We start from the raw sequence: 19,093 nt of genomic DNA on the forward strand, positions 1-19,093 counted from the left end.
ACCGTCGCGTCCGAAACCTGACCTTGGCCCGACCACACTCCATGGCCAGACCCAAGTCCCCGAAAGCCGCCTCCAAACGCCCCGCCGTGATGACCGGGGCCATGGTGCCCGTGCTCGGCTGGCCGCCCGACGAGGACCGGGTCGAGGCCATCTTCGATCGGCTGGCCCGGACCATGCCTGAGCCGAAGACCGAGCTGAATTTCTCCAGCCCCTATACGCTGGTCGTCGCGGTCGCCCTGTCGGCCCAGGCCACCGACGTCTCGGTCAACAAGGCCACCGACCGGCTGTTCGCCGTCGCCGACACCCCGGCGAAGATGCTGGCGCTGGGCGAGGAGGGGCTAGTCCCCTACATCGCCTCGATCGGCCTGTATCGCGGCAAGGCCCGCAATGTGATCGCCCTGAGCCGCATCGTGCTGGAGCAGCATGGCGGCGAGGTGCCGCTGAACCGCGACGCGCTGCAAGCCCTGCCCGGCGTCGGCCGCAAGACCGCCAGCGTGGTGCTGAACGAACTGGGGATCGAGCCGGCCATCGCCGTCGACACCCATGTCTTCCGCGTCTCGCACCGGCTCGGCCTCGCCAACGCCGGCACGCCCGACAAGGTCGAGGCCCAGCTGCACCGGATCGTCCCGGAGGCCTGGCTGCCCAAGGCGCACCACTGGTTGATCCTGCACGGCCGCTACACCTGCACCGCCCGCCGGCCCAAATGCTCGGCCTGCGTGATCAGCGACCTGTGCCCTTCGCGCGCGGGCCTGCGGGCGCTGGGCGAGGCCGGTTAATTCCTTCTCCCGATGGGAGAAGGTGGCGGGGCGAAGCCCCGTCGGATGAGGGTCGGCTGTTTCAGTCGGCGCAAGCCGCCGCCCGGTGCTGACAATCCGCCCTCAGCCTCCACAATCTTTCGGCCTATCCCGTTGAAATTCCTGACCCTGACCGCGCCCCCAGCGTCCAGTACCCGCCGCAGGGGCGGGCCGGCATACACTGCGTCCCGGTGCGAGGAGGGAAGGCGAAATCTCCGAAGTGTCCGAAAGTGTCCCACGAATTTTCGCCGACCACCGGACACTTTTCCGGCGATCAGAGCCGCGCCTTCACCGCCTCCGCGAAGCGCCGCCCGCCCTCGGGTGCCGAGTCGAGATAGAAATCCGGCTCGATCAGCTCGGCCTCCATCAGCAGCCACTCGCCGTCCGCGCCCCGGGCCATGTCGATGCGGGCGTACAACAGGTCCTCGTCGATGGCGGCGAGGGTCTTTTGCGCCAGCGCCAGGGCGGCCGGCGGCGGTTCGGGCAGCAGGACGTACTGGCCGCCGAACTGGACCTGGATGCGGAAATCACCGGCGACCGGCCGCTTGTTGACGACGTGGCTGAGCCGGCCGCCGAACCACAGCAGGGAAGTCTCCCCGTCGGTCTCGATCGACGGCAGATAGGGCTGGATCATCGCCGGGCCCTCGGGGGGGCCGGCCAGCGCCTCGCCGCGCGACAGCCGCAGCGTCTTCCACGCCCCGCCGGACACCCGCGGCTTGACGACGATCACATCGGTCCCAAACCGGTCGAAGGCGGCGTCGACGTCGGCCTGGGTGACGCCCTCGACCCAGACGGTCTCGGGGAGGGCCACGCCGTGGTCGGCCAGCCGGCCGAGATAGGATTTGTCGGAATTCCACGCGATCACTTCGGCCGGATTGAGCATCCGCATCCGGGCCTCGGCCCATGTGGCGCAGGCCCGCATCCATCGCTCATGGTCGCGGTGATAGCCCCAGACGATCAGCGGCAGGACCAGCGGATAGCCGGTCAGGCCCGAGGCGTCCTCGACATGATCGGTCCATGGCGTCGGCTCGGCGGTGATCCCCACGCCGGCCAGCGCCCCGGCCAGCCGCTCCAGCACGCCCGGCCACTGGCTGGCGTAGGAAGGGTCGGCGGGGTCGGGAGTCAGGACCGCGACTCGGCTCACGGCGTCGGCTCCAGCCCCGAGCAGTCGCCGCCGAGGGTCTGCGACCCTTGCGCGGCGCGGTAGGCCAGTTCGCGATGATCCGCCTTGCCGATCAGATATTTGATGGGTGGGCCCTCGCCGGGGGCCGCCTCGACCACCCAGGCCTCGACCGCGCCCGAAGGGGTTTCGACGGTTTCGGAACCGGTCACCCGGACCGAGAATCGGCCGAAGCCCTTGTCGTACTGCCAGTACGGCAGGCTGAACGTCGCGCCGTCGGCCAGCGGCAGGGCGGCGAAGGTCAGGCCGAACAGATTGCCTTCCCACACCGGGCCCTCGACCGGCACGTCGATCGGCGTGACGGCGCCCCCCTCTTCGGTTCGCTCGCCGGTGATGCGGTCCGCGCCATAGGCGGCGCGCACATGCACCTCGCCCTTGCGACGGTTCGTCAGCGAAATCGGCCGCAGGGTCGCGGCGTCGAGCACGAACTCGTCGCGCATGTCGAAGGCGCCGCCGTTGACCGACTGGTGCACGACGATGTCCAGCACCGGCCGACCGTCCCGCGTCGTCCGCGCGACGCTTTGCCAGGTGACCCCGATCGGACGGGTGACCTCGCCGCGCGTCATGCTCAGGGTGTAACAGGTTCCCCCTTCCGCCAGTCGCGTCCCGTCGGGGACGGCGGCCGGGTCCTGCAACAGGGCGGGGGCGAGGGCGAACAGAAGGCTCAGCATGGCGGTCTCCAGCGCGGCGGTCCGTCCATCTGCTCCCGCCCGGCGCGTCGCTCAAGTGAACCTTCCGCAAGGTTGCCGCCGGGGTCCTGCCGCACTGGTCTTCGCGGCCCCCGCCCGCTATGGCCACGCCCATGACCCAGAACCCCACCTATGACGTCTGCGCCGTCGGCAACGCCATCGTCGACGTCCTCGCCCCGTGCGATCCCTCGTTCCTCGAGGCCGAAGGCCTGACCGCCGGCTCGATGCAGCTGGTCGACGCCGACCGCAGCGCCGCCCTCTATGCGGCGATGCAGGCCGGGGTCGAGGCCTCGGGCGGCTCGGCCGGCAATACGGTCGCCGGCGTCGGGTCGTTCGGCGGCCGCGCGGCCTATATCGGCAAGGTCGCCGACGACCAGCTGGGCGGGGTCTTCACCCACGACATCCGCGCCGTCGGGGTCCATTTCGAGACCCCGCCGCTGGCCGACGGCGCCGCCTCGGGCCTCGCCACCGGCGTCTGCATGATCAACGTCACCCCCGACGGCCAGCGCACCATGTGCACCTTCCTCGGCGCCGCCAACCAGCTGTCGGTCGCCGACATTGACGCCGATCTGATCGGGGCCTCGGCCATCGTCTATCTGGAGGGCTATCTGTTCGATCCGGCCCCGGCCCGCGCCGCCTTCGAGGCCGCCGCCGCCGCCGCCCACGCCGCCGGGCGCAAGGTCGCCATCACCTTGTCGGACAGTTTCGTGGTGCACCGCTGGCGGGCCGAACTGCTGGCCTTCATCGAGGCCTCGGCCGACATCGTCCTCGCCAACGAGGCCGAGCTCGCCGCCCTGTTCGAGACCGAAGACTTTGACGCCGCCGCCGCCCATCTGGGCCGCATTGTCGACATCGCCGCCGTCACCCGCGGCGCCGCCGGCTCGGTGGTGTTCGGCAAGGGGGGCGCCGAACGCGTCGAGGTCGCCGCCTGCCCGGTCGAAAAGGTGGTCGACACCACCGGCGCCGGCGACCAGTACGCCGCCGGCTTCCTGCTCGGCCTCGCCCGCGGCCTGCCGCTGGAGGACGCCGGCAAGCTCGGCTCGCTGGCGGCGGCCGAGGTCATCGCCCACTGGGGCCCGCGCCCGATGACATCGCTGGAGGTGTTGGCGAAAGAGGCGGGGCTGCGCCTCTAGAGCCGCCGGATCGTGACATACAGGGCACCGTCGCCGCCGTGATGGCGGGCGGCCGCGGCGAAGCCCGAGACCACGCCGCGCAGGGCCGGGGCCTGCAGCCATTCATGCACCGAGGCGCGGATCACGCCGCTGCCGCCGCGCCGCCCCTGACCGGTGATCACCAGCACCGAGCGATAGCCGCGCGCCTGGGCTCCGATCAGGAAGGCGGTCAGGGCGTCCTGGGCCTGGAAGCGGCCATAGCCGTGCAGGTCGATCCGCGCCTCGATCGGATCGCGCTCGCGCGACAGCCGGCGCTGCCGGCGCGGCTCCAGCGCCTCGGGATGGCCGCGCGGGCGGGCCGGGGCGGCGACGGGCGGGGTGTAGTGGACCGGGACGCTCCGCGCCTTCACCGGCCCCTTCGGCAGGGGCGCGGCCGGGGGATCGGTCACGCCGGCCCCCGGAATGATGCGGACGGCCTTCTTCGGTTTAGCCGGCGTCACCGAGCCCGCGACCCGCGCCCAGATGCGGCGGTCCTCGGGGCTCAGGTCGTCGCGCCGGCTCATGTCGCGCCGGCGGCGGTCCCGTCGGCGTCCTCGTCGGCGCCGGCGTCCTGCGGGCCCGGCGTCTGCACCAGCAGGTCGCCCGGCTGGCAGTTCAGCTCGCGGCACAGGGCGTCCAGGGTGGTGAAGCGGATGGCGCGCGCCTTGCCGGTCTTGAGGATCGACAGATTGGCCAAGGTGACGCCGACGCGGTCGGCCAGCTCGGTCAGCGACATGCGCCGTTCGAGCAGGATGCGGTCAAGCTGTACGCGGATGGCCATGGGTGTTCCTACCCGCCGCGCGGGGTGTCGAAAAGGGTGGGATCTGGTGAGCGCGCGGCCATCAGACGGTCAACTCGGATTCGCGACGCAGCCGCGCGCCCTCGCGGAAGACCTCGGCGATGACGACGATGATAATGACCGCGAACGAGGGGGTGATCAGGTCGAACAGGCTGGGCTCCGGCATGGCCCCGCGCACGAAGCGGGCGACGAGGAACTGGCCGGCCCAGACGCCGAGCGTGACCGAGGCGAAGGCGGCGCCGATCTGGTGCAGCCGGCGGACGTTCAATGGATGGAAGGGATCGCCGACGCGCAGGGTCGCGACGATGCGGATCAGCAGCCGGAAGATCAGCGCCGAAATGGCGAGATAGGCGAAGGCCGCGGTGGCCACGAGCAGCACATAGGCCCACGGCAGGGAGAACTGGATGGCGTCCGCGCCCTCGCCGGCGGTCAGCATGGCGTCGGGCGACAGCAGCTTCAGACCGATCACGGCGGCGGGGATCAGCAGGGCGCCGATGGTCAGGACCCAGAAGGCGACGGCGCAGGCGGTGCCGGCCACGCTCGAGATCGAGACCAGATTCAGACGGGGAAGGGAGGGCGCGCGGATCCCGAGCGAGGGCGTCTTCGGGAATCGCATGAGGGCCTCGTTCAGGCCGGAGGTCCAGGCGCGACTGCCGCGCGGGGTCCGGCGAACCCACGCGCGGTCTTATTCATCGCGTTTGTCATGCGGATCGTCAAAGCTCCGGTGAGACATTCTGTTGGCCGGGTCGCCTCGGCGACCGTAGGCCAGGGCTGTATCACAGGGCTTGGACGAGCGTGGTGACCAGGGCGGTCGGCAGGGCGGCGAGCAGGAAGGCGTTAAGGATGCCGTGGCCGACCTTTTCGAGGAAGTAGGAAGCGTTCATGGTGTTCATTATCGTTCTCTCTTGATCCTGAGTGAGGGCCTTTTTGCCCCTTGTTCGTTGTACCGCTGCATCGATCTTGCCGGTCTGGCGCGTATCGGGGAACGTTGCGACCTCCGTTCTTGAGATAATAGATAGACCGTGCGTTGCGGTAAGTCATGTTACATATCGTTTAACGATATTAAACTTTGGCAATAGATCATTACAGGGCGCGTGATCGGTATGAAGCTGAGACTTATCAAGGGGATGCGGCTGCTGGCGGCGACCCATAATCCGGGCAAGGTGCCGGAAATCGAGGCCCTGCTGGGCGGACATTACGTGGTGGTCACGGCGGCCGCGCTCGGTCTGCCCGAGCCGGAGGAGACCGAGACCACCTTCGTCGGCAACGCCCTGCTCAAGGCGCGGCATGCGGCCGACCGGTCGGGGGAGGTCGCCCTCGCCGACGACTCCGGCCTGTCGGTGGCGGCGTTGGACGGCGCGCCCGGCATATTTTCCGCCCGCTGGGCCGGGCCGGAGAAGGATTTCGCCCTCGCCATGCGCAAGGTCGAGGAACGTTTGGAGGAGATCGGCTCGGACGATCGCCGGGCGTGGTTCACCTCCGCCCTGGCGGTGGCCTGGCCGGACGGGCCGGCGGTGGTGGTCGAGGGCCGGGTCGAGGGCCGGCTGACCTTCCCGCCTCGGGGCGACCGCGGTTTCGGCTACGACCCGATCTTCATCCCCGACGGCTATGACCAGACCTTCGGCGAACTGGATCCGAAGCTGAAGGATTCGATCAGCCACCGCGCCCGGGCGTTCGAAAAGCTCAAGGCGGCGCTGATTGACTGACCCGGTCCCCGATCCCGGGACGGACGTCGCCCTCTACGTCCACTGGCCCTATTGCGCCCGGATCTGCCCCTATTGCGACTTCAACGTCGTGCGCGACCGGGGGCGGGGCCAGGAGCAGGCGGCGCTGGTCGAGGCAATCCTCCGGGACATGGAGGCGCAGGCGGCGCTGACGGGGCCCCGTCGGCTGGCGTCGATCTTCTTCGGCGGCGGCACCCCGTCGCTGATGGCTCCCGGGGCGGTGGCGGCGGTGATCGAGCGGGCGCACGCCCTGTTCCCGGTCGCCGGTCCGGTAGAGATTTCGCTCGAGGCAAACCCCACCGACGCCGAGGCCGACCGGTTCGCGGCCCTCGCCGCCGCCGGGGTCAACCGGCTGTCGATGGGGGTGCAAGCGCTCGACGATGCGGCGCTGGCCTTCCTCGGTCGCAACCATTCGGCGGACGAGGCGCGCCGGGCCGTCTCCGTGGCGGGTCGGGCGTTCGGCCGCCTGTCGATCGACCTGATCTACGCCCGCCCGGGCCAGACGGTCCGGGGCTGGACCGCCGAGCTGACCGAGGCGCTGGAGCTCGGCTTCGAGCACATCTCGCCCTATCAGCTGACCATAGAGCCGGCGACCGCCTTCGGCCGGGCCGTGGCGCGGGGCGTCTGGACGCCGCCCGACGAAGACGCCGGCGCCGCCCTGTACGAGACCACCCAGGCGGTGCTCGAGACGGCGGGGTTTGAGGCCTATGAAGTGTCCAACCACGCCCGGGGCGTGGCGGCGCGGTCGACCCACAACCTCCATGTCTGGCGCGGCGACGACTATGTCGGCGTCGGCCCGGGCGCGCATGGGCGCCTGACGCTGGAAGGCGTGCGCACGGCGACGGTCGCCCACCGGGGGATCGCGACCTATATCGCCGGCGTGGAGGCGGGGGCTCCCTGGGTCGAGCGGGTGGGGCAAGACCCGGGCGCGGCGGCCGAAGAGCGTGTGCTGCTGGGTCTGCGCACCGTGGAGGGCGCCGGGGTCGCGGATCTGTCGACGCTGGACCGGTCCGTTGAACAAGGGCCGCTCGCCGAGCTGATCGACGGCGGTTTCCTTCAGCCAAAGGGGGGACGGATCATCGCCACCGCGAGAGGTCGCCCCGTGTTGGACAGCGTGCTGAAGGCCCTACTGGTCTGAGGCCGGGGGGATTTCCGGTTTGGCGTTGCGGGCATGTCGCGGCTTGCGAGCCTCCTCCGCCGCGTCGAGCATGCGGATGCCGGATATGTCGGCCTCGTCCGGCGTCATCTGCATCTCGGCGTTCGGCGGGTCCTTGACGATCACGACGCCGTCCCCGGCTGCGGGGTCCAGGGGGCCTTGGCGGGGATCTTGGGGATTCGGCGTCTTGTCTGACATGGCCGCTGAACACCCAGCGGGGGCGCCGGGTTCCGGGACCCGGCGGCGCCGGCGTGCGCCATCCGGCCTTGAGTGCGCCCCGCCCGGCTGGCACGGTCCCGCCGATGCCCGATCCGTCCGCCTTTCCCCCGACCGCCCCGCCGCCGCGCCCGGTCGCGTCCGGCCTCTATCTGGTGGCGACGCCGATCGGAAATCTGCGCGACATGACGCTGCGGGCGCTGGACGTGCTGGCCGCCGCCGATCTGGTGCTGGCCGAGGATACCCGCGTGACCGGCAAGCTTCTGTCGGCCTATGGGCTCAAGGCGAAGCTGGAGCGGTGCGACGACCACGCCTCGGCTCGGGCGGCGGAGCTGGCCATCGCGCGGCTGCGCGAGGGGGCGGTGGTGGCGCTGGTGTCCGACGCCGGCACGCCGCTGGTCAGCGATCCCGGTTTCGTCGTCGCCCGGGCGGTGATCGCCGAGGGCCTGCCGGTCCATCCGATCCCGGGCGCGTCCAGCCTGCTGGCGGCGCTTTGCATCGCCGGCCTGCCGGCGGACCGGGTGCTGTTCGCCGGCTTCCTGCCGCCGAAGTCTGGCGCGCGGCGGACGGCGCTGGAGGAGCTGCGCACCGGCCGCCAGACTCTGGTCTTCTTCGAAAGCGGCCCCCGCCTCGCCGACAGCCTCGCCGACATGGCCGCCGTGCTGGGACCGCGCCCCGCCGCGGTCGCCCGCGAGCTGACCAAGATGTACGAGGAGTGCGTGCGCGGCACGCTGGCCGAACTGGCCGTCGATCCGCGCTGTCAGGGTCCGAAGGGCGAAATCGTCGTCGTGATCGGCCCGGGCGAGGCGGAGGCGGCCTCGGAGGCCGACGCCGACGCGGCCTTGGCCGAGGCCATGACCCGGTTGCCGCCCGGCGAGGCGGCGGCCGAGGTGTCGAAGGCGCTGAACCTGCCGCGCAAGCCGCTGTACAGGCGGGCGCTGGAGCTGCAGGGCCGGTGACCCGGGCCCCGCCCCCGGCCCGCGTGAAGGCGCCGAGGGTCGTGGTGGCCAAGCGCGGCTGGCGGGTGGCGCTCGGGGCCCTGTCGCATCGGCTGGGTCATCGGTCCGAATGGATCGCCGCAGCCCTGCTGATGAGCCGCGGCTATCAGGTGCTGGGGTTCCGGCTGAAGACCCGGGCCGGGGAGATCGACATCCTCGCCCGGCGCGGTCGCACTCTGGCGGTGGTCGAGGTCAAACACCGCGCCACCCTCGAACTCGCGCTCACCGCCCTCACGGCGAAACAGTACGACCGGCTGCTGGCCGCCGGTCGGGCGGTGTTGCGCCAAAGACCCAGCTTGGCCGGGCATCTGCTGCGGATCGACATGGTGGCGCTGGCCCCGGGCCGACTTCCGCGCCATCGTCGCGGCATTGGCCGTTCGGGAGGGAGCGGGCGTGACTCGTGACGATGCCGAAAGCGTGCTGACGGAGGCGGGCCAGGCCGGCGACGGGGACTTTCCCCTGCTCGAGGCGGCGATCGCCTGCGCCATCCATGACTATCCGTTCCGCGACCCCGAACCGGCGCGGACCCTGGCCAATAACGCGGCCGAACGACTGGCGGAGCGCGTCAGCGGCGAGGGGCCCGACGAGGCCCTGGCCGAGACCATGGCCTCCGATCTGAGGTTGAACGGCGACCTTCTGAACTATGACCACCCCGGCAACACCGATGTCATCGATGTGGCCGAGCGCCGGCGCGGCCTGTCGGCGACCCTGGCCATCTTCTATCTGGACGCGGCGCGGCGGGCCGGGGTGAAGGCCCAGGGCGTCGACTTCCCGGGCCATTTCCTGCTGCGGGTCGAGACGTCCGAGGGGCCGGTGGCGCTGGATCCGTTCAGCCAGGGCCGGCTGGTGCTGCCCTCCGAACTGACCCGGCGGGCGCTGCGGGCCGGGCTGACCCCGCACGTGGCGGACCGCCTCGATGTGCTGATGGCCCCCGTCAGCGACCGGCAAGCCCTCGTCCGGCTGCAGAACGTGCTGTTCAGCCGCGCCATCCGCGCCCAGGATTTCGAGGGCGCCGAACGCTCGGCCCTGCGCCGCGCCCTGCTCGATCCCGAGGACCACCGTCCGTGGCTGGACGTCGCCGCCGCGCGCGAGAAACAGGGGGCGCTCGCCGGGGCGCTCGAAGCCCTGTCGCGCGCCCGCTCTCTGGACGATCCGACCGAGGCGCATCGCCGGATTTCGGTCGACCGGGTGCGGCTGCAGCTGAACTAGGCGGTCCGCCCCGCAGGCTTGCGCTGGCCCGCGCCACTGCCCATTAGCCAAGGCTCCCCCACGCGGAAGGACAAGGCATGCTCAGAGTCGCGATCCAGATGGACCCCATCGAGGCGGTCGACATCGAATCCGACACCACCTTCCTGCAAGCCCTGGAGGCCCAGAACCGGGGCTATCCGGTGTGGGTCTATGACTTCCGGACCCTGGCGCTGGAGGACGGGCGGCTGTTCTGCCGCGCCCGGCCCATCACCCTGCGTCGCAACGCCGGCGACCACGTCAGCTTTGGCGATGAGATCAAGCTGGACCTGGCCGGGGATGTCGACGTCATCCTGATGCGGCAGGACCCGCCGTTCGACATGGCCTATGTCACCGCCACCTATCTGCTCGAACTGGTGCATCCCGGGACACTGGTGGTGAACGACCCGGCCGAGGTGCGCTCGGCGCCCGAGAAGCTGCTGGTCACCCGCTTCCCCGGCCTGACCCCGCCGACGCTGATCAGTTCGGACGTGGTCGCCCTCGCCGACTTCCACCGTCGCCACGGCGATGTCGTGCTCAAGCCGCTGCACGGCGCCGGCGGCTCGGGCGTGGTGCGGCTGAAGGCCGACGACCCCAACCTCGAGGCCCTGGTCGAGATCCACGCCGTCGGTTCGCGCGACCCGCTGGTGATCCAGAAATTCCTCCCCGCGGTGTCGAAGGGCGACAAGCGCATCCTGCTGGTCGACGGCGAGCCGGTCGGGGCGATCAACCGCGTGCCGGCCGAGGGCGCGGTGCGTTCGAACCTGCACGTCGGCGGCACCGCGGCGCCGGTCGAACTGACCGAGCGGGACCGTGAAATCTGCGCCGCCATCGGCCCCGAGCTGAAGCGGCGCGGCCTCATCTTCGTCGGTATCGACGTGATCGGCGACTGGCTGACAGAGATCAACGTCACCTCGCCGACCGGCGCGCAGCAGCTGAAGCGGTTCACCGGCGTCGATGCGGCGGCGTTGATGTGGGACGTGATTGAGCGCAAGCGGGCGGTGACCGCCGCCGGATAACGACGCTCTTGCAAAAGTTGTCGGTTCATGGTTCGTTCTCTCGCGGATAGCGGGAGGGGTCGATGGTGGCCAGCGTCGTCACGGTGGCGTTCGAGGGCGTCGACGCCCGGCGCGTCGACGTCCAGGTCCAGCAGCTGTCCAGTGACCAGCCGTCCTTCACCATCGTCGGCCTCGCCGACAAGGCGGTGGCCGAGAGCCGGGAACGGGTGCGCGGGGCCTTCGCCGGCATCGGCCTGGCCATGCCGTCCAAGCGGATCATCGCCAATCTCGCCCCGGCCGACCTGCCCAAGGAAGGCAGCCATTTCGACCTGCCGATCGCCCTCGCTCTGCTGGCCTCGATGGGGGTCATCCCGGCCGACGCCCTTGCCGGCTGGGCCGCCGTCGGCGAGCTGGGGCTGGACGGGCAGATCGCGCCGGTCGGCGGGACCCTGCCGGCCGCCGTGGCGGTCGACGCCATGGGTCTGGGGCTGATCTGCCCCGAGGCCAACGGGCCCGAGGCGGCGTGGGCAGGCGAGGTGGCGGTGCTCGCGCCGCGCTCGCTGATCGGCCTGGTCAATCACTTCAGGGGCGTCCAGGTGTTGCGCCGGCCCGAGCCCGGGGCGATGCGCTCCGGCGAGCGCGTGCCGGACCTGCGCGAGGTCAAGGGACAGGAAAGCGCCAAGCGGGCGCTGGAGATCGCCGCGGCTGGCGGGCACAATCTGCTGTTCGTCGGCCCGCCCGGCTCGGGCAAGTCGATGATGGCCGCTCGCCTGCCGGGCCTGCTGCCGCCGCTGACGCCCAAGGAGTTGCTCGAGACCTCGATGGTCTGGTCGGTGGCGGGGCTGATCGAGCGCGGGGCCCTGACCCGCGACCGGCCGTTCCGCTCGCCGCACCACTCGGCCTCCATGGCGGCCCTGACCGGCGGCGGCCTGAGGGCCAAGCCGGGCGAGGCCTCGCTGGCGCACAATGGCGTGCTGTTCCTCGACGAACTGCCCGAGTACAGCGCCCAGGCCCTCGACTCCCTGCGTCAGCCGCTCGAGACCGGCGAGATCGTGGTCGCCCGGGCCAACGCCCACGTCCGCTATCCGGCCCGGTTCCAGCTGGTGGCGGCGATGAACCCGTGCCGTTGCGGCCTCGGCGGCGGCGGCAAGGGCGCGTGCGGCAAGGCCCCGCGCTGCCAGCGCGACTATCAGAACCGCATCTCCGGTCCGATGTTCGACCGCATCGACCTGACGGTGGAGACGCCGCCGGTCACCGCGTCCGACATGGCCCTGCCACCCCCGGCCGAGGGTACGGCCGAGGCCTCGGCCCGGGTGTTCGCCGCCCGGGCCCTGCAGGAGGATCGCTTGCGCGCGGCCGGCATCGACCCCGACACGGCCCGTGACCAGGCCGTCAACGCCCGCGCCTCGGGCGAGACCCTGGATCGCTTCGCCACCCCGGACGAGGCCGGGCGCGCTTTGCTGATGCGGGCCGGGGAGGCCGGCGGCCTGACCGCCCGGGGCTGGACGCGCACCCTGCGGTTGGCCCGCACCATCGCCGACCTCGACGGTTGCGACGGGGTGCTGCGCCGGCATATCGCCGAGGCCTTGGTGCACCGCCGCTCGACCATCGGGGCCCATGCAGATTTCGACCGGCAGGCCGGTCAGCGCAGTGAGACCCCGGCCTGGTGACGGCCAGACTTCCTTAACCGACCCGCTTGAAACAGCCTTAAGACCTCGTGCGCCATGATCGCCCTTCCAGAGGGAACGACGATGACGCGCAAGACGAAGGCGGTTCCGGAAACGACCCCCGCTGAGGGCCCTGTCCCCGAGGGCGCCGAGCATCAGTTCCTCCGCCTGATGAGCCACGAGATGCGCACGCCGCTGAACGGCGTCATCGGCATGCTGGGCCTGTTGTCGCGGACGCGGCTGGACGGCGCCCAGAGGGCCTATGCCGAGGCCGCCCGGTCCTCCGCCGAACACCTGCTGGGTCTGGTCAATGACCTGCTCGACTACGCCCGGCTCGAGGCCGACCGGCTGGAGTTCGACTCCTCACCGGTCGATTTGGAGGCTCTGGTGCGCGGGGTCGCCGAACTGCTGAGCCCGAAGGCGCACGACAAGGGGCTGGAGATCGCCTGGTCGGTCGCGCCCGAGGCTGTCGACATCATGGCCGACGAGGGCCGGCTGCGGCAGGTGCTGTTCAACCTGGCTGGCAATGCGGTTAAATTCGTCGAGACTGGCGGCGTCCGCATCTCGGTCGAGCGTTCGGGCGGCTCGGTGAAGGCGCCGAGGCTGGCCTTCATCGTCGACGACACCGGGCCGGGCGTGCCGGTCGAGGCTCGCGGCCGCATCTTCGAGGAGTTCGGCCACGTCGACGCCACCGACGCCAGCCGCTTCGGTGGCGCCGGTCTGGGGCTGGCGGTGGTGCGCAAGCTGGCCCACGCCATGGGCGGCGCGGTCAGCGTCGGCGATCGCCCCGACGGCCCCGGCGCCCGCTTCCGCTTCGAGGCCGCCTTCCCGGCGGTCAAGGACGCGCCCGAGCGCGGCTCACGGTCGTTGACCGGCCAAACCGTCGCGGTGGTCAGTCCGGATCCGTTCGTGCGCGCCGCCGCCGTCGCCCAGGTCGAGGCCTCGGGCGGCTCGATCGCCGACAAGGCGCCGGTGGTGCTGACCGCCCCCGCCGCCCGCCCGGCCGGTCATGGCCTCGTGCCCCGGTCGGGGCACGGCCGCGCCATCGTGCTGCTGAAGCCGTCGGAACGCGACCTGATCGCCCGCTACCGCTCGGCCGGCTTCCACGGCTATCTGATCAAGCCGCTGCGACGCGCCTCCGTGGCCGAGCGGGTGCTGGCCGCCTCGGGCGCCCAGTTGACGATGCAGCCCGGACCGCCGCCGCCGCCGCCCGAGGACGACCGCGTCGCCCTGACCCGGTTTTCGGGCATCCGCGTGCTGCTGGTCGAGGACAATCCGGTCGGCGCCCTGCTGGCCTCGACCCTGCTGAAGCGCGAGGGCTGCGCGGTCGAGACCGCCGCCAGCGGCCATGAGGCGCTGGATGCGCTGAAGCGGGCCCGCTATGACCTGGTCTTCATGGATATGCGGATGCCGGGCATGGACGGGCCCAGCGCCGCCCGCGCCATCCGCGCCCGCGGCGACGAGACGCCGATCGTGGCCCTGACCGCCAACGCCTTCGCCGAGGACCGCCGCGCCTGTCTGGAGGCGGGGATGGACGATCATCTGGTCAAGCCGCTGGAGCTGGACGCCCTGCGCGCCTCACTGGCCCGCTGGACGAAGAGCGCGGACCGCGCCAAGGTCGCCGTCGCATAGACGGACGCCGGGGGGCGTCGCACGAGAGACGCCCATGACCGACAGCACACCGCCCGCCAAACCTGCGCGAGGGCTCGGAGGTCTCGCCGTCTATGGCGAGCGGCGCGTGTTCATCATGCTGCTGCTCGGCTTTTCGGCCGGCCTGCCGTTCCTGCTCATCTTCGACACCCTGTCGGCGTGGCTCCGCGAGGACGGCCTGTCGCTGGAAGTCATCGGCTTCTTCGGTCTGGCGACCCTGAGCTATACGCTCAAATTCATCTGGGCCCCGCTGGTCGACCGGACGACGATTCCGGTGCTGACCAAATGGCTGGGCCATCGTCGATCGTGGATGGTGGTGACCCAGGCGATGGTCGTGTTTGGCCTCTGGTCGATCTCGGGCCAGAACCCGTCCAGCTCTTTGGGGTCGGTGGCGCTGTTCGCGGTGATGACCGGCGTGTTCGGCGCCACCCAGGACATCGTCATCGATGCATGGCGGATCGAGGTCGCCGACGACACCCGCCACGGCGCCATGGCGGCGGCCTACCAGCTGGGCTACCGCTTCGCCCAGATCCTGGCCGGGGCCCTGCCCCTGATCCTCGCCGACCTCTACAACTGGAATGTCTCCTACGCCGTGATGGCGGCGTTGATGGGCATCGGCATCGCCGCCGCCCTGTTCGCACCGCGGGAGAAGGCTCACGCCATCCGGGCCATCCCGGTCGGCGACGTGCCGTCGCGCCCGCCGCTCGAGGTGCTGGAGTGGATCGTCAGACTGGTGATCATCATCGTCGCGGCCCTGATCATCGGCTCGGGCCTGACCGGCGCGGCCGACATGCTGGCGGGCGGTCTGCGTCTGGTGGGCCTGTCCGAGGCCGGCGCCGAGGCGCTGAAGGCCGTCTGGGCGGCCAAGCCGGAAGGGGTCTATATCCAGGTCGCCGCGACCTTCGGCGGGCTGGCGCTGCTGGTGCTGGCTTGCTGGCCGATCCCGCGGGCGCCGACCCGCCCGGGGGCCTATCTGGCCGGATCGTTCGGCGAGCCGCTGAAGGATTTCTACCGCCGCTTCGCCGGGGTGGCGACGCTGATCCTGGCCCTGATCTGCGTCTACCGCCTCGCTGATTTCGTGCTCAACATCATGAACCCGTTCTACCTCGACCTCGGCTTCGACAAGACCGAAGTGGCCGAGGTGCGCAAGGTGTTCGGCGTCTTCGCCACGACCTTCGGCGTCTTTCTCGCCGGGTGGGCTGTGGCCAAGCTGGGGCTGATCCGCACCATGGTCATCGGGGCCTTCATGAGCCCGCTGTCAAATCTGGTGTTCGCCTGGCTGGCGGTTCAGGGCCCGGACCTCGGCGCCCTGTTCGTCGCCATCGGCATCGACAATGCCGCGACCGGTTTCGCCGGCACCGCGCTGATCGCCTACATGTCCAGCCTGACGTCGCTCGGGTTCACGGCGACCCAGTACGCGCTGTTCAGCTCCCTTTACGGCCTGCCCGGGAAGCTGATCGCCTCGCAGTCGGGGCGGATCGTCGAGGGATCGGCCCGCGCCGCCGAAGGCGGCGGCCTGTTCGGCTCCCTCAGAGGCCTGTTCGGCGACTTGCCGGCAGGGTCGCTGGTCGAGGGCGCGGCGGCCAGCGGGGTGACGCCGGCGGCGCTGGGGGCGGGCTATGTCGTCTTCTTCCTCTACTCGACCGTGATCGGCGTCTTCGCCGTGGTCCTCGCCTTCATCGTGGCGCGCAAGCAGACCGGGTTGCAGGCGCGTCAGAAGGCGGAAGCCGAGATCGAGGCGACCGAGGCCCAGCCGTCCTGATCGTCTACAATGTCAAAGACCCGACAGATCACCCCTCCTCGCCGATCGCCCCCTCGTCATAGGCGGCGAAGGTGGCGGCGGTGATGATTTCGCTGACCGAGGCGCCGAGCGAGACGATCTGGACCGACTTCTCGAGCCCGACCAGCAGCGGGCCGATGACCGTCGCGCCGCCCAGCTGCTGCACCAGCCGCGTCGAGATGACGGCGGAATGGATCGCCGGCATGACCAGGACGTTGGCGTGGCCGGTCAGGCGCATGAAGGGATAGGCCGAGCGGGCCTCGGGATCGAGCGCCAGTTCGGGCGGCATCTCGCCCTCGTACTCGAAATCGACGCCGCGCTGGTCGAGGATGCGGATGGCCTCGCGCACCTTCTCGCCGCGGTCGCCCGGGGGGTTGCCGAAGGTCGAATAGCTGAGGAAGGCGACGCGCGGCGTCTTGCCCAGATTGCGCACGGTGGCGGCGGCCTGGATGGCGATCTCGGCCAGCTCCTCGGCGTTCGGCAGTTCGTGGATCGAGGTGTCGGCGACGAACAGGGTGCGGCCCTTGGCCAGCAGGATCGACAGCCCGATCATCCGCTCTTTGACGTCGAGGACGCGGCGGACCTCCTTCAGCACCATGTTGAAATTGCGGGTGACGCCGGTGACCATGGCGTCGGCCTGACCGCGGGCGACGAGGGCGGCGCCGAAATAGTTGCGGTCCTGGTTGATCATCCGCTGCACGTCGCGGCGCAGATAGCCGCGCCGTTGCAGCCGGGCGTACAGCCAGTCGGTGTAGTCGTCATTGTGTTCGCTGACGCGGGCGTTGACGATCTCGATAGCCATTTCGTCGAAGTTGAGACCGGCCTCGGCGGCGTTCTGACGGATCAGATCCTCGCGGCCCAGCAGGATCGGCGTGCCCAGCTCGGCCTGTTTGAAGCCCCAGGCCGCGCGGATCACGGCGGTTTCCTCGCCCTCGGCGAACACCACCCGCTTGTTGGGGGCGGCGCGCACGGCGCCCGAGATGTTCTGCATCAGGGCGGCGGACGGATCGAGCCGCGAGCGCAACTCGGTGCGGTAGGCGTCCATGTCCTCGATCGGCTTGCGGGCCACGCCGGTGTCCATCGCCGCCTGGGCGACGAAGGGCGGGATGTACCAGATCAGGCGCGGGTCGAAGGGCGTCGGGATGATGTAGTCGCGGCCGAATTTCAGCTTGCGGCCGCGATAGGCGGCGGCGACCTCGTCCGGCACGTCCTCGCGGGCGAGGGCGGCCAGGGCCCGGGCGCAGGCGATCTTCATCTCGTGATTGACGCGACGGGCGCGCACGTCGAGGGCGCCGCGGAAGATGTAGGGGAAGCCGAGGACGTTGTTGACCTGGTTGACGTAGTCCGACCGGCCGGTGGCCATGATGGCGTCGGAGCGGACCGAGGCCACGTCTTCCGGGGTGATCTCCGGGTCGGGGTTGGCCATGGCGAAGATGATCGGATCGGGCGCCATGGAGGCGACCATCTCCTTCGTGATGGCGCCCTTGGCCGACAGGCCCAGCACCACGTCGGCGCCGACCATGGCCTCGGCCAGGGTGCGCAGCGGGGTGTCGACGGCGTGGGCGGCCTGCCACTGGGAGACGTTGTCGCGGCCGTGATAGATGACGCCCTGGCGATCGCAGATGATGGTGTTTTCGAGCCGGACGCCGGCGGCCTTCATCAGGGCGATCGAGCTCAGGCCGGCGGCGCCGGCGCCCGACAGGACGACCCGCAGATCCTCCAGCTTCTTGCCGGCGATATGGGCGGCGTTGATCAGGGCGGCGGTCGAGATGATGGCCGTGCCGTGCTGGTCGTCGTGAAAGACCGGGATGTCCAGCAGATCCTGCAGCTGCGCCTCGATCTCGAAGCACTCGGGGGACTTGATGTCCTCCAGATTGATGCCGCCCCAGGTGTCGCCGATGTTCTTGACCACGGTGACGAACTCGTCCGGGTCGGTGGTCTTGACCTCGACGTCGAAGCTGTCGACGTCGGCGAAGCGTTTGAAGAGGACGCATTTGCCCTCCATCACCGGCTTGGAGGCCATGTGGCCGAGGTCGCCGAGGCCGAGGATGGCGGTGCCGTTGGAGATGACGGCGACCAGATTGCCCTTGGACGTATAGTCATAGGCCTTGTCGATATCGGCGGCGATGGCGAGGACCGGCACGGCCACGCCCGGCGAATAGGCCAGCGACAGGTCGCGCTGGGTCGCCATCGGCTTGGTCGGGGCCATGGAGATCTTCCCCGGCGTCGGGGTGCGGTGGAATTCCAGCGCGTCCTCGTCGGAGAAGGTCTGTTTGTCGGTCAGGTCGGGCATGGTCGGCGAAGGTTTCCGCAGGGGTCGGGTCGGGGTTGTTCCTAGGCCGTGGGAGGCAAGGGGACAACCGGCGGGGGGACAAGCGGGCACGACTCTGCGCCGCTTGTCGCCAAACGGTTGGGGAGGACGGCGGAGCGCGGGCGTTCGGCCCGGAACCGATGTGGTCCCCTGCTTTCGCGTTACGGGGACCGTGATGTGTTTTCGGCTGAACGCCTGCGCTCCGCCGTGATCGTGGCTTCCGAGCGCTTCAGGGCGGGCATCTCAGGGCGGTGCGGGTCTTGCCAATTTTCGGCCCCGCGGCCTTCACCCTTTAGGCCCTTTCGAAACTAAGCCCGGGCGGGCAGGAGCGGCCAAGGCCCCTGGGCTCCTCCGTTTCAAACCGGAGGACAGTCCCTTTCCATGCCGCAGGGGGGAGCAACCCGTCCCGCAGGATGGTCCAGTTCCGCCGTGCGCGCCCGTGAAGGCGACGCCCGGCGTCCCGCAACGATCACACCCGCCGCACGCGGTTGGCCCTGGCGCCAGACGCCCTCCCCCGCGACGGGATGAAGGGCATTGTAAGGGAGGCCGGCCCTAGTACAGACAAAACGGTTTGAGAAAAGGTTATGTGGCTGATTGTGCTGGGGAATATTTTGATAACTAGACTATAATTTCGCGGAATGTAAGCACAGCGTCACGGGGTCACCTCTCCATTCGCGAAGGCGAATGGGGAGGACAGATCGGCGCGCCAGCGACGATCAGGAGGGGGCGGCGCCGGCGGTCAGGGAGTCCGGCGCG

At 70.4% G+C, this 19,093-nt stretch carries 18 protein-coding genes; 11 read left to right on the forward strand and 7 right to left on the reverse strand.

The features are described from left to right. Nucleotides 1-41: 41 nt before the first annotated feature. A complete protein-coding gene (gene nth / locus ACK4JY_RS11085) occupies nucleotides 42-776 on the forward strand; it encodes an endonuclease III (RefSeq protein WP_409605643.1) in 735 nt (244 codons plus the stop codon). Nucleotides 777-1,068: 292 nt separating this feature from the next. Here nth and ACK4JY_RS11090 read toward each other — a convergent pair whose 3' ends face one another. Both ACK4JY_RS11090 and ACK4JY_RS11095 read right to left on the reverse strand, forming a co-directional pair. Continuing rightward, nucleotides 1,069-1,938: a RimK family alpha-L-glutamate ligase gene (locus tag ACK4JY_RS11090; protein WP_409605645.1), complete on the reverse strand. Its 870-nt coding sequence runs from the start codon at nucleotides 1,936-1,938 to the stop codon at nucleotides 1,069-1,071. Then, nucleotides 1,935-2,645: a hypothetical protein gene (locus ACK4JY_RS11095; protein ID WP_409605647.1), complete on the reverse strand. Its 711-nt coding sequence runs from the start codon at nucleotides 2,643-2,645 to the stop codon at nucleotides 1,935-1,937. Before ACK4JY_RS11095 ends, ACK4JY_RS11090 begins: the two co-directional genes overlap by 4 nt. Before the next feature lie 131 nt (nucleotides 2,646-2,776). On the opposite strand from ACK4JY_RS11095, the gene ACK4JY_RS11100 reads away from it, so the two are divergent. After that, nucleotides 2,777-3,796 (forward strand): adenosine kinase, encoded by a 1,020-nt coding sequence (locus ACK4JY_RS11100; RefSeq protein WP_409605649.1) that lies wholly within the window; start codon nucleotides 2,777-2,779, stop codon nucleotides 3,794-3,796. Here ACK4JY_RS11100 and ACK4JY_RS11105 read toward each other — a convergent pair. The 3 genes from ACK4JY_RS11105 to ACK4JY_RS11115 all read right to left on the reverse strand — a co-directional run bounded on the left by ACK4JY_RS11105 (nucleotide 3,793) and on the right by ACK4JY_RS11115 (nucleotide 5,229). Then, nucleotides 3,793-4,338 (reverse strand): Smr/MutS family protein, encoded by a 546-nt coding sequence (locus ACK4JY_RS11105; protein ID WP_409605651.1) that lies wholly within the window; start codon nucleotides 4,336-4,338, stop codon nucleotides 3,793-3,795. The genes ACK4JY_RS11100 and ACK4JY_RS11105 overlap by 4 nt on opposite strands. After that, nucleotides 4,335-4,595, reverse strand: a complete 261-nt coding sequence (locus ACK4JY_RS11110; protein ID WP_409605653.1) for a helix-turn-helix domain-containing protein — start codon at nucleotides 4,593-4,595, stop codon at nucleotides 4,335-4,337. The genes ACK4JY_RS11105 and ACK4JY_RS11110 overlap by 4 nt, the downstream gene beginning before the upstream one ends. 61 nt (nucleotides 4,596-4,656) lie before the next feature. Then, a complete protein-coding gene (locus ACK4JY_RS11115) occupies nucleotides 4,657-5,229 on the reverse strand; it encodes a DUF2975 domain-containing protein (RefSeq protein WP_409605655.1) in 573 nt (190 codons plus the stop codon). A gap of 487 nt (nucleotides 5,230-5,716) precedes the next feature. On the opposite strand from ACK4JY_RS11115, the gene rdgB reads away from it, so the two are divergent. Both rdgB and hemW read left to right on the forward strand, forming a co-directional pair. Next, nucleotides 5,717-6,319 carry an RdgB/HAM1 family non-canonical purine NTP pyrophosphatase gene (gene rdgB / locus ACK4JY_RS11120; protein WP_409605657.1) on the forward strand — a complete coding sequence of 201 codons (603 nt, stop codon included), beginning with the start codon at nucleotides 5,717-5,719 and terminating at the stop codon, nucleotides 6,317-6,319. Beyond that, nucleotides 6,312-7,475, forward strand: a complete 1,164-nt coding sequence (gene hemW, locus ACK4JY_RS11125) for a radical SAM family heme chaperone HemW (RefSeq protein ID WP_409605659.1) — start codon at nucleotides 6,312-6,314, stop codon at nucleotides 7,473-7,475. Before rdgB ends, hemW begins: the two co-directional genes overlap by 8 nt. Here the strand turns inward: hemW and ACK4JY_RS11130 are convergent. After that, the gene (locus tag ACK4JY_RS11130) at nucleotides 7,464-7,619 is read right to left on the reverse strand and encodes a hypothetical protein (protein WP_409605661.1); all 156 of its coding nucleotides are present in this window, start codon (nucleotides 7,617-7,619) and stop codon (nucleotides 7,464-7,466) included. The genes hemW and ACK4JY_RS11130 overlap by 12 nt on opposite strands. A gap of 176 nt (nucleotides 7,620-7,795) precedes the next feature. On the opposite strand from ACK4JY_RS11130, the gene rsmI reads away from it, so the two are divergent. The 7 genes from rsmI (at nucleotide 7,796) to ACK4JY_RS11165 (ending at nucleotide 16,008) form a co-directional block, all read left to right on the forward strand. Continuing rightward, nucleotides 7,796-8,668: a 16S rRNA (cytidine(1402)-2'-O)-methyltransferase gene (gene rsmI / locus ACK4JY_RS11135; protein WP_409605663.1), complete on the forward strand. Its 873-nt coding sequence runs from the start codon at nucleotides 7,796-7,798 to the stop codon at nucleotides 8,666-8,668. Beyond that, nucleotides 8,665-9,111 (forward strand): YraN family protein, encoded by a 447-nt coding sequence (locus ACK4JY_RS11140; protein WP_409605665.1) that lies wholly within the window; start codon nucleotides 8,665-8,667, stop codon nucleotides 9,109-9,111. Before rsmI ends, ACK4JY_RS11140 begins: the two co-directional genes overlap by 4 nt. Further along, a complete protein-coding gene (locus ACK4JY_RS11145) occupies nucleotides 9,101-9,916 on the forward strand; it encodes a SirB1 family protein (RefSeq protein WP_409605667.1) in 816 nt (271 codons plus the stop codon). The genes ACK4JY_RS11140 and ACK4JY_RS11145 overlap by 11 nt, the downstream gene beginning before the upstream one ends. A gap of 77 nt (nucleotides 9,917-9,993) precedes the next feature. Next, nucleotides 9,994-10,950, forward strand: coding sequence for a glutathione synthase (gene gshB, locus ACK4JY_RS11150; protein WP_409605669.1), 957 nt, complete (start codon nucleotides 9,994-9,996; stop codon nucleotides 10,948-10,950). Between the two features lie 62 nt (nucleotides 10,951-11,012). Then, the gene (locus tag ACK4JY_RS11155; RefSeq protein ID WP_409605671.1) at nucleotides 11,013-12,599 is read left to right on the forward strand and encodes a YifB family Mg chelatase-like AAA ATPase; all 1,587 of its coding nucleotides are present in this window, start codon (nucleotides 11,013-11,015) and stop codon (nucleotides 12,597-12,599) included. Between the two features lie 81 nt (nucleotides 12,600-12,680). Further along, the gene (locus ACK4JY_RS11160) at nucleotides 12,681-14,228 is read left to right on the forward strand and encodes a response regulator (RefSeq protein ID WP_409605673.1); all 1,548 of its coding nucleotides are present in this window, start codon (nucleotides 12,681-12,683) and stop codon (nucleotides 14,226-14,228) included. Between the two features lie 34 nt (nucleotides 14,229-14,262). Further along, a complete protein-coding gene (locus tag ACK4JY_RS11165) occupies nucleotides 14,263-16,008 on the forward strand; it encodes an AmpG family muropeptide MFS transporter (protein WP_409605675.1) in 1,746 nt (581 codons plus the stop codon). A 28-nt stretch (nucleotides 16,009-16,036) separates the two neighbouring features. Here the strand turns inward: ACK4JY_RS11165 and ACK4JY_RS11170 are convergent, their stop codons facing one another. Beyond that, the gene (locus ACK4JY_RS11170; RefSeq protein WP_409605677.1) at nucleotides 16,037-18,319 is read right to left on the reverse strand and encodes an NADP-dependent malic enzyme; all 2,283 of its coding nucleotides are present in this window, start codon (nucleotides 18,317-18,319) and stop codon (nucleotides 16,037-16,039) included. Nucleotides 18,320-19,093: the final 774 nt, after the last annotated feature.

This window comes from Brevundimonas sp. (assembly GCF_046295595.1).
In the GTDB taxonomy this organism is placed as follows: domain Bacteria; phylum Pseudomonadota; class Alphaproteobacteria; order Caulobacterales; family Caulobacteraceae; genus Brevundimonas.

Bases quoted from the DNA above. Each gene is read 5' to 3' on its own strand.
- nth (WP_409605643.1), top strand. From the start codon at position 42: ATGGCCAGACCCAAGTCCCCGAAAGCCGCCTCCAAACGCCCCGCCGTG.
- ACK4JY_RS11095 (WP_409605647.1), bottom strand. From the start codon at position 2,645: ATGCTGAGCCTTCTGTTCGCCCTCGCCCCCGCCCTGTTGCAGGACCCG.
- ACK4JY_RS11100 (WP_409605649.1), top strand. From the start codon at position 2,777: ATGACCCAGAACCCCACCTATGACGTCTGCGCCGTCGGCAACGCCATC.
- ACK4JY_RS11105 (WP_409605651.1), bottom strand. From the start codon at position 4,338: ATGAGCCGGCGCGACGACCTGAGCCCCGAGGACCGCCGCATCTGGGCG.
- ACK4JY_RS11110 (WP_409605653.1), bottom strand. From the start codon at position 4,595: ATGGCCATCCGCGTACAGCTTGACCGCATCCTGCTCGAACGGCGCATG.
- ACK4JY_RS11115 (WP_409605655.1), bottom strand. From the start codon at position 5,229: ATGCGATTCCCGAAGACGCCCTCGCTCGGGATCCGCGCGCCCTCCCTT.
- rdgB (WP_409605657.1), top strand. From the start codon at position 5,717: ATGAAGCTGAGACTTATCAAGGGGATGCGGCTGCTGGCGGCGACCCAT.
- rsmI (WP_409605663.1), top strand. From the start codon at position 7,796: ATGCCCGATCCGTCCGCCTTTCCCCCGACCGCCCCGCCGCCGCGCCCG.
- gshB (WP_409605669.1), top strand. From the start codon at position 9,994: ATGCTCAGAGTCGCGATCCAGATGGACCCCATCGAGGCGGTCGACATC.
- ACK4JY_RS11155 (WP_409605671.1), top strand. From the start codon at position 11,013: ATGGTGGCCAGCGTCGTCACGGTGGCGTTCGAGGGCGTCGACGCCCGG.
- ACK4JY_RS11160 (WP_409605673.1), top strand. From the start codon at position 12,681: ATGACGCGCAAGACGAAGGCGGTTCCGGAAACGACCCCCGCTGAGGGC.
- ACK4JY_RS11165 (WP_409605675.1), top strand. From the start codon at position 14,263: ATGACCGACAGCACACCGCCCGCCAAACCTGCGCGAGGGCTCGGAGGT.
- ACK4JY_RS11170 (WP_409605677.1), bottom strand. From the start codon at position 18,319: ATGCCCGACCTGACCGACAAACAGACCTTCTCCGACGAGGACGCGCTG.